This is a genomic window from uncultured Campylobacter sp. (assembly GCF_937949835.1).
Lineage (GTDB): Bacteria > Campylobacterota > Campylobacteria > Campylobacterales > Campylobacteraceae > Campylobacter_B.
On the sequence record NZ_CALEDC010000494.1, the window covers coordinates 1 to 7,708 of the forward strand.

The window sequence follows — 7,708 nt, forward strand, 5'->3', positions numbered from 1 at the left end:
GCCTTCTAGCGAATACTCGCTGGGCACAAAGTCCGCGTCCGCGTGAAGTGAATATGTTTGGGCGTTTGCGGGGTTAAATTTAATATGCCCGTCATCGGCGTTTATGAGCTTTGGCGCGTCGTCTGCGAAAAACGAGCTCTTGACTGCCGCGTATTCTTGCATGCTACCGTGATAATCGAGATGATCTTGACTTAAATTCGTAAAAATTTTAAGCGCAAATTCTAATCCTTCGATACGATTTTGCGCTATCGCATGCGAGCTAACCTCCATAACGAAGTACTCGCAGCCCTGCTTGCTAGCTTCGTAAAGATAGCTCATCGTCTTAAAAACCGAGCTCGTCGTAAGTCCCTTTTCGTCGATCCTGCGCTCGTTTATAAAGGCACCGCGCGTGCCGCTTAGACCGCAGCTAAAGCCCAGATCCAGCAGCGTCGAGTAGATCGCCGCCGCGGTCGTCGTTTTGCCGTTCGTGCCCGTAATGCCTACGATTTTGATGCGCGGATCGATCTTTAATAGCTCCTTTGCTTGCGCGATAGAGACGATCTGCGCGCCTTTTTGCGCTGCTTCGGCTTGGAATTTAGCGTTCGCGCTCGTGCGCATAAAAAAGCAGCCCGCCTCGCACTCGGCGGAGTTATCGGTGATAAAGCTATTTTCGAGTCGTATTTTCATGATTTTTGATTTTTTGCATTAGCGCTTCGAAGCGTTCATCACCTGCATACGCGGCAGCCGAGCTCTCGACGTAATTAAGCCCCATTTCGTAGTAGCCGTTTTCTATCAAATTTTCTAAAAATTCTATCATCTCGGTTTTGTCCGAAATGGCGATTTTGGAGGAAAAAATGATCGATTCGAAGGCGTCTTTAAAGCCTCTTTGGCCTACCGCGCGCATAAAATCGGCATAAGTTATAACGGCGATCTCATCCTCGGCACCGGGTTCGGAGGCCGCTTCATTCGCGATCTTTTCGTTGATAGAGTTTAAAATTTTAAAAAGCTCCGCGGTTTGAGTTTTTGGGCTGAGGTTGTAAAAATCAAAGAGCATAAGCGCCTCTTCGCGGTCTGCCATCGCGGTCTGGCAAAGTTCAAGCAAAAATAGAATTTCCTCCTCGCCGCTTTTTTCGTATGCGAGCGAAAAATATAGCTTCGCAAGCTCGAATTCTCCGCGCGAAAAGGCCTTTAGCCCCAGTTTTTTATAGTTCAAACTCTTCGCCTTCGGGGATGTTTACGACGCTAAGCTCGGGGTGAATATCCATGCGAAGCTGGCGCTCGACGCCGTATTTTAGGGTCTGTGAGCTCGCCGCGCAGCCGTGGCAATGCCCGGTAAGGCGGACATAGACGACGCCGTTTTTTATGCCTAAAAGCTTCATATCACCGCCGTCGTTTTGCAGCATCGGTCGGATTAGCTCCAAGCTGCCTTGTACCGGAGCTAGAAGCTCTTCATCGCTAAATGGTATCATTAAAATTCCTTGTTTTGGTTTTGGCGAATTATATCCAAAAGCGATAAAAAAAGGCTTATCGGGGATGAAATTTAATCTGAAATTTTGCGCGAGGACGCGGATTTTGCGCCATGGATCGCAAAGAATTTTATACGCCGCGAACGGCGAGCACTATGATTTTAAATTTTTATCGATCTGAATAATAACGAAGCTTTAAATCATCGGGCTTGCGTATATTTAGATTTAGACTATTTGCGCCATAAATTTGGGATGAAATTTCAGCCAGACCGAGGGCTAAATTTGAGATGAAATTTCGCTTGAGCGGGAAAGAAATTTAAGGCGATTTTGTCTAAATTTATTGAGATAAAGGCCGATACGATTAAATTTTTAGAAAAACAATCCTGCTTTTAATGTAAATTTTGCGACTACAAAAGCCCGGGCGGCGAATATTATTTTAAAGCTCGTAGATAAAATTTACGTTACGTTTTATATCGATAGCAGCTGTGAAATTTTAGCGCAGGCGCGTGCAATCACGGCAAAATTTCTATCGGCGTGCCGATTTTTACGTGCTCAAAAAGCTCGTCCATATCGTCATTGACGAGCGCTATGCAGCCCTCCGTCCAGTCGCCGAACGCCGCGATACTCTGCCCTAGGTAGCTGAATTTGTTCGGTAGCCCGTGGATTTTGATATCGCCGCCTGCGCTCTTGCCGAGGGATTTTGCGTGTGCTACATCGGCTTTGTTCGGATAGGAGATGCCTAAATTTAGATGATACGCCGAGTTCGGATTTTTGCCATTTATGGTGTAGTTGCCCTCCGGGGTTTTGCCGTCGCCTTGAACCTCTTTATGTCCTTCAGGCTCGCGTCCGAGGGCGATTTTGTAGCTTTTCGCGACGCCTTTTGAGGTTAAAATTTCAAGAATTCGTTTGGATTTATAGACGCGGATTTTAGAAATTTGCTCGCCGTCCAATGCTTGCTTTAGCGGAATTTCGGAGTTGATCGTTTCGATATTTTTATAGCTAAGATAATTGTCCAATGCCCACGCCAAGCCTGCAGCTACGATAATAAGCGGAAGTAAAATTTTAAATTTCATAGAAGAAATTTCGGGAGTGATCCCGAAATTTTATTTGCTGATTAGCTCGATATAAGCCATCTCTGCGGCGTCGCCCTTGCGAAGGCGGGTTTTGATGATGCGAGTGTAGCCGCCGTTTACGCCTGCGTATTTTGGAGCGATCTCGGTGACCAGCTTATTTGTCGCAGCCTTATCCTGAAGCGCCGCGAAAACAAATCTATGCGCCTCGCTGTCGCCCTTGCGCGCGCGAGTGATTAGCTTCTCGGCATAGCTTCTTAGCTCTTTTGCCTTAGGAAGTGTAGTTTCGATCTTGCCGCTAGTAACTAAAGCGATGGTTAAATTTTTAAGCAGGGCGGCACGGTGAGACGAAGTGCGCCCTAGCTTCCTATATCCGTGATTATGTCTCATTTATTGTCCTTCATTCTTTTGTCTTTGAGCCTTCAGCTCGTCAAGCTTGCGTTTTAGCTGCTCTTTTTTATCGCCGAGCTCTTGGTTGCCGATAGGATAACCGATCTCCTCCATTACGGCCTTGATCTCCTCGAGCGATTTTTTGCCTAAATTTTTAAGGTCTTTAAGCTCGCTCTCTTCCATAATCGCTAGCTCGCCGATGAATCTAATATCCGCGCGATCCAGGCAGTTAAAGCTTCGCGCGCTTAAGCTTAGATTGCTAACGCTCTCAAAAAGCTTTGCAAACTCGGAATTTGCGGGGATCGCTCTACCGAAAGTATCCGCAGCGCTGATATTTACGATACCTTTGAAAACCGCCAGCTGCTGATACATCGCCTCAAGCGCGTTTTTAAACGCATCTATCGCGCTGATCTGACCGTCGGTAGTGATCGTAAAGACTACCTTTTCGTAGTCGGGATTGTCCTCTACAAAGACATTTTCGATGTCGTAAACAGCCTTGGTTACCGGGGTAAAAAACGCATCCAGCGCGATGAAATCAGCGTCTAAATTTTCTCTGATCTCTTCGCTTGGAACGTAGCCGATGCCTTTTTCGATGATGAGCGTAAATTTAAGATCGGCATCCTCGTTTATCGTAGCCAGATAAGCGCTTGGATTTACGATCTCTACGGCGTCGTTATTTAGGTCGCTGCCGTAAATTTCTTTAGGCCCTTTAAAGCTGTATTCTACGACCTCGCGTAGGGAATCGCCCTTAATTTTAAACCTTAAGCCCTTTAAATTTATGATAAAAGCCGCCATATCCTCGAGCATACCGCGCATGCTGTCGAATTCGTGGCTTACGCCTTCGATTTTAACCGCAGTCGGCGCGAAACCGACCGTGCTCGTATAAAGTAACCTTCGTAAAGGATGAGCTAGAGTGACGGCATATCCCGTTTCAAAGGGATATGCTATGATTTTAGCAACATTTTCGCTGACATTCTCAACCTTTATTTCAGTTGGCATATGAGCTGATGTTGTGATTTTTCTCATATTAGCACCTACTATTTCGAGTAAAGCTCTACGATAAATCTTTCCTCTACAGGAATAACAACTTCTTCTCTCTCCGGAATTCTAGAAAAAATTCCGTATCTTTTCTCTTTTTCTACATCTACCCACGCTACGATGCCGGTCTGCGCAGTAAGATCCAATGCTTTTGAAATTTGCGGGTTATTTTTGCTCTTTTCGATCACTTCGATCTTTTGTCCTGCGCGAACGCTGTATGAAGGGATATCGACGCGCTTGCCGTCTACTAAAATGTGTCCGTGCGTAACGAGCTGGCGCGCAAAGCGTCTAGTCGTAGCAAAGCCCATGCGGTAAACGACATTATCTAGCCTCTGCTCTAAAAGCTGAACCAAGATCGCTCCCGTGTTGCCCTCTCTGCGAGCTGCTTCGGCAAATAACCTGCGGAACTGCTTTTCGCTTACGCCGTACATAAATTTAGCCTTTTGTTTCTCACGAAGCTGCGAGCCGTATTCGCTTAGTTTAGCGCGTCTTTGTCCGTGCTGACCCGGAGCATAAGGGCGTTTTAAAAGTGCGCTCTTGCCCGCAAGCCTTCTCTCGCCTTTCATAAATAGATCAACGCCGAGCCTTCTTTCTAATTTTTCAACCGGTCCTGTATATCTAGCCATAAATTTCTCCTTTTATAATTACACGCGACGTCGTTTAGGCGGTCTGCAACCGTTGTGCGCAAGAGGAGTGATATCTTTGAAATATGTAACTTTAATCCCTTCTACGCTACCTACGCTTTTAACGGCGGTCTCGCGTCCGCTTCCCGGACCCTGAACCTTGACGCCTACCTCTTTGATGCCGTGCTCTTTGGCTTTGTTTAGCGCGTCCTCGACGGCTTGCTGCGCCGCATAAGGGGTGGATTTTTTGCTGCCTTTAAAATTTAAAGCGCCCGCACTGCTCCACGCGATCGCGTTGCCCATCTCGTCCGTTACGGTAATCATAGTGTTGTTAAACGTAGCGGAGATGTAAACTATGCCTTTGGCGATATTTTTTCTGACGGTTTTTTTCTTAACTACTTTTTTTTGTGCCATATCTCAATCCTTATTTAGCTGCCGCGCCGACGGTTTTGCGTTTGCCTTTTCTGGTTCTGGCATTCGTTTTTGTTTTTTGACCGCGAACCGGAAGGCCCTTTCTGTGTCTTAAGCCGCGATAGCCGCCCAAGTCCATAAGCGCTTTTATATCCATAGCCACTTGTTTGCGAAGATCGCCTTCGACCATATAGTGCTCTTGGATCTCTTTTCTGATAGCGGCGGCTTCATCTTCGCTCAGATCGGCGACTCTTTTATCGTAAGAAATTCCTGCCGCATCGAGAATTTTTCTCGACGTAAATAAACCTATACCGTAGATATAAGTTAGTCCGTATTCAATCCTTTTTTTCTTTGGTAGATCTACACCTGCGATACGAGCCATAACTTATCCTTGTCTTTGTTTATGTTTTGGATTTTCACAAATAACGTGAACAACACCTTTGCGCTTGACAATTTTACATTTGTCGCACATTTTCTTAACGGATGGACGAACTTTCATTCCACTCTCCTAAAATTTTCTCCACTTTAAATGCAAACTGCACCTAGGTTTAATGAAATTTCAAAAGCGAAAGTATCAAACCAACTGTTTTCAAAATAGTGGGGATTTTGAAAACACTTCTTCCTACAGTTTAGTCGCAAAATCGCGAGTATATCTAAATTTAACTTTATCCTTACTTATAGCGGTATGTGATCCTGCCTTTATCGAGGCTGTAAGGGGTCAGCTCGACTTTTACGCGATCGCCGGGCATTATCTTGATGTAGTGCATCCGCATCTTGCCCGCGATATGGCATAAAATCACGTGTTTGTTGTCCAGCTCGACCTTAAAAGTCGCGTTCGGCAGCGCTTCTATGACGTTGCCGTCGATCTCTATGACGTCGTCTTTTGCCACAAATTCTCCTTTCTTTTAAATTTAAAAAGGGCGATTATATAGAATTTAAAATTTTAAACAGCTTAAAAGAAATTTAAAATAAGCAAAATTTCAGATTTATTTCGCTACGCGCGCAGTATTTTGTAAAAGCAAAACGGCGCTCTTTTTAAAATTTTAGTATAATGGCTCAAAAATTTTAAAGGAAAAACATGAAATGGCAAGACGGCAGACGAAGCTCAAACGTGGAGGATGACCGCGCAAGCAGCATGCGCACGAGCTCGGGCTCGCTTGGGATGCTGATTCCGATCATCAGGTTTTTGCTCGGCTCAAAGATCGGGCGTATAGTGCTCGTAATCGGCGTGGTGGCGTATTTTATGGGCTACAACCCTTTGGCGCTTTTAGACGGGGGCGCTAGCACGCAGAGAGAGGCGACGGACAGCCCGCAGGAGCAGGAAAAGCTCGCCTTCGTCTCGGCGGTGCTAGCCCAAACCGAGGACGTTTGGGGCGAGATATTTAAAAGTGCGGGCGCGCGCTACGAGGAGCCGGGGCTTCGGCTCTTTCGCGATCAGATAGCAAGCGGCTGCGGCTTTGCGAGCGCGCAGACGGGACCTTTTTATTGCCCGAGGGACCATAAAATTTATCTCGATCTTAGCTTTTTCGACGAGCTTGCGAACAAATACAAAGCGGGCGGCGACTTCGCGCAGGCCTACGTCATCGCGCACGAAGTAGGGCATCACGTTCAAAATTTAGTCGGCACGCTGGAGCAGGTCGCCGCTCTAAAAAGGCGCGCTCGCAGCGAAGCCGAGCAAAACGCGCTTCAGGTCAAAGTCGAGCTACAGGCGGACTGCTACGCGGGGGTCTGGGCGCACTATCTCGCAAAAACAGGGCGCGTGCTTGAAGCGGGCGACATCGACGAGGCGCTAAATGCCGCCAGCGCGATCGGCGACGATACGCTGCAGCGCAAATTTAGCGGTCGCGTCGTGCCCGATTCCTTCACGCACGGCACCTCGGCGCAGCGCAAAGAGTGGTTTAAAAAGGGCTTGGCAGGCGGAAACCTAAAAGCCTGCTCGTTTGAGCCGTAAAGCGCGGACTTTGAGCTAGCTTGCGGGCTAGATCAAAAGCGGTTTAAATTTTAAAATTTAACGACGAGCCTAGGGCAAAATTTAGAATTTTAATGGTCGGCGATTAAAAGTTCGGACGGCGCGCTCGGCTAGTGCGGCGACGGCTTGTTTGAGCACAGGCTTGACTACGGCACAAGAAACTAAAATTTTTATACGTTAAAATTTATGGAGGCGAAAATGAACAAAATAACCTGCATCTGCCTAGGCGTGCGAAGCATGCAAAGGGCGCTGAAATTTTACAGAGACGGCCTAGGATTTAAGACGGATTGCAAAGACGACGACCCGCCGGTATGCTTTTTTAATACGCCGGGGACCAAATTTGAGCTCTATCCCTTGGGCGCGCTGGCACGAGATATCAACGAAAACGATCCGCCCAGAGGCAGCGGATTTGGCGGCATCACGCTAGCGTATAACGTAAAAAACAAAGAGGACGTAGCTAGCGTCATAGAGCTAGTAAAAAAGGCGGGCGGAGCCATCGTCAAGGAGCCCCAAGATGCGTTTTGGGGCGGATACCACGCGTATTTTGCCGATCCGGACGGATACTACTGGGAGGTGGCTTGGGGACCCGGTTTTAAATTTGACGAGGACGGGCTGCTCAAATTTTAGATCAAAATTTTTGCGGCCGAGGCTTGTTTGGAGGCGCCGAAGCCTTTGGCCTAAGCGTGTAAAATTTAAACTCAAAATTTTATTACAAATCATCGGGCGGGTTTTTTGGCTCGTATAGTTTGCGGCACCGTTTTC

General features: G+C 47.1%; 13 protein-coding genes. 2 read left to right on the plus strand and 11 right to left on the minus strand.

Going from position 1 to position 7,708, the window contains the following annotated elements:
• From Q0256_RS10920 to infA, 11 genes are all read right to left on the minus strand, one after another.
• The coding region (locus tag Q0256_RS10920; protein WP_297963033.1) for a Mur ligase family protein at positions 1-666 on the minus strand (666 nt) is incomplete at its 3' end.
• Positions 644-1,192, minus strand: a complete 549-nt coding sequence (locus tag Q0256_RS10925) for a histidine kinase (protein WP_297963035.1) — start codon at positions 1,190-1,192, stop codon at positions 644-646. The genes Q0256_RS10920 and Q0256_RS10925, both read right to left, overlap by 23 nt.
• Positions 1,182-1,448, minus strand: coding sequence for a NifU family protein (locus Q0256_RS10930; RefSeq protein ID WP_297963038.1), 267 nt, complete (start codon positions 1,446-1,448; stop codon positions 1,182-1,184). Before Q0256_RS10930 ends, Q0256_RS10925 begins: the two co-directional genes overlap by 11 nt.
• A gap of 509 nt (positions 1,449-1,957) precedes the next feature.
• On the minus strand, positions 1,958-2,518 hold the full coding sequence (locus tag Q0256_RS10935) for a L,D-transpeptidase family protein (protein WP_297963041.1): 561 nt from the start codon (positions 2,516-2,518) through the stop codon (positions 1,958-1,960).
• A gap of 30 nt (positions 2,519-2,548) precedes the next feature.
• Complete coding sequence (gene rplQ, locus Q0256_RS10940; protein WP_005869862.1) at positions 2,549-2,905, minus strand: 50S ribosomal protein L17; 357 nt, start codon at positions 2,903-2,905, stop codon at positions 2,549-2,551.
• On the minus strand, positions 2,906-3,931 hold the full coding sequence (locus Q0256_RS10945) for a DNA-directed RNA polymerase subunit alpha (protein ID WP_177387178.1): 1,026 nt from the start codon (positions 3,929-3,931) through the stop codon (positions 2,906-2,908). It abuts the gene before it with no gap.
• 11 nt (positions 3,932-3,942) lie between these two features.
• On the minus strand, positions 3,943-4,569 hold the full coding sequence (gene rpsD, locus Q0256_RS10950) for a 30S ribosomal protein S4 (RefSeq protein ID WP_297963043.1): 627 nt from the start codon (positions 4,567-4,569) through the stop codon (positions 3,943-3,945).
• Positions 4,570-4,587: 18 nt separating this feature from the next.
• On the minus strand, positions 4,588-4,980 hold the full coding sequence (rpsK, locus tag Q0256_RS10955) for a 30S ribosomal protein S11 (protein WP_177387174.1): 393 nt from the start codon (positions 4,978-4,980) through the stop codon (positions 4,588-4,590).
• Positions 4,981-4,990: 10 nt separating this feature from the next.
• Positions 4,991-5,359 carry a 30S ribosomal protein S13 gene (gene rpsM, locus Q0256_RS10960; RefSeq protein ID WP_005869856.1) on the minus strand — a complete coding sequence of 123 codons (369 nt, stop codon included), beginning with the start codon at positions 5,357-5,359 and terminating at the stop codon, positions 4,991-4,993.
• Between the two features lie 3 nt (positions 5,360-5,362).
• On the minus strand, positions 5,363-5,476 hold the full coding sequence (gene rpmJ, locus Q0256_RS10965) for a 50S ribosomal protein L36 (RefSeq protein ID WP_005869855.1): 114 nt from the start codon (positions 5,474-5,476) through the stop codon (positions 5,363-5,365).
• A 172-nt stretch (positions 5,477-5,648) separates the two neighbouring features.
• Entirely contained in the window at positions 5,649-5,867 is a 219-nt protein-coding gene (gene infA, locus Q0256_RS10970) for a translation initiation factor IF-1 (RefSeq protein ID WP_005869854.1), read from the minus strand.
• Between the two features lie 188 nt (positions 5,868-6,055).
• Here infA and Q0256_RS10975 point away from each other — a divergent pair, with 188 nt between their 5' ends.
• Positions 6,056-6,928: a neutral zinc metallopeptidase gene (locus Q0256_RS10975; protein WP_297963046.1), complete on the plus strand. Its 873-nt coding sequence runs from the start codon at positions 6,056-6,058 to the stop codon at positions 6,926-6,928.
• 216 nt (positions 6,929-7,144) lie between these two features.
• On the plus strand, positions 7,145-7,573 hold the full coding sequence (locus Q0256_RS10980; RefSeq protein WP_297963049.1) for a VOC family protein: 429 nt from the start codon (positions 7,145-7,147) through the stop codon (positions 7,571-7,573).
• Positions 7,574-7,708: the final 135 nt, after the last annotated feature.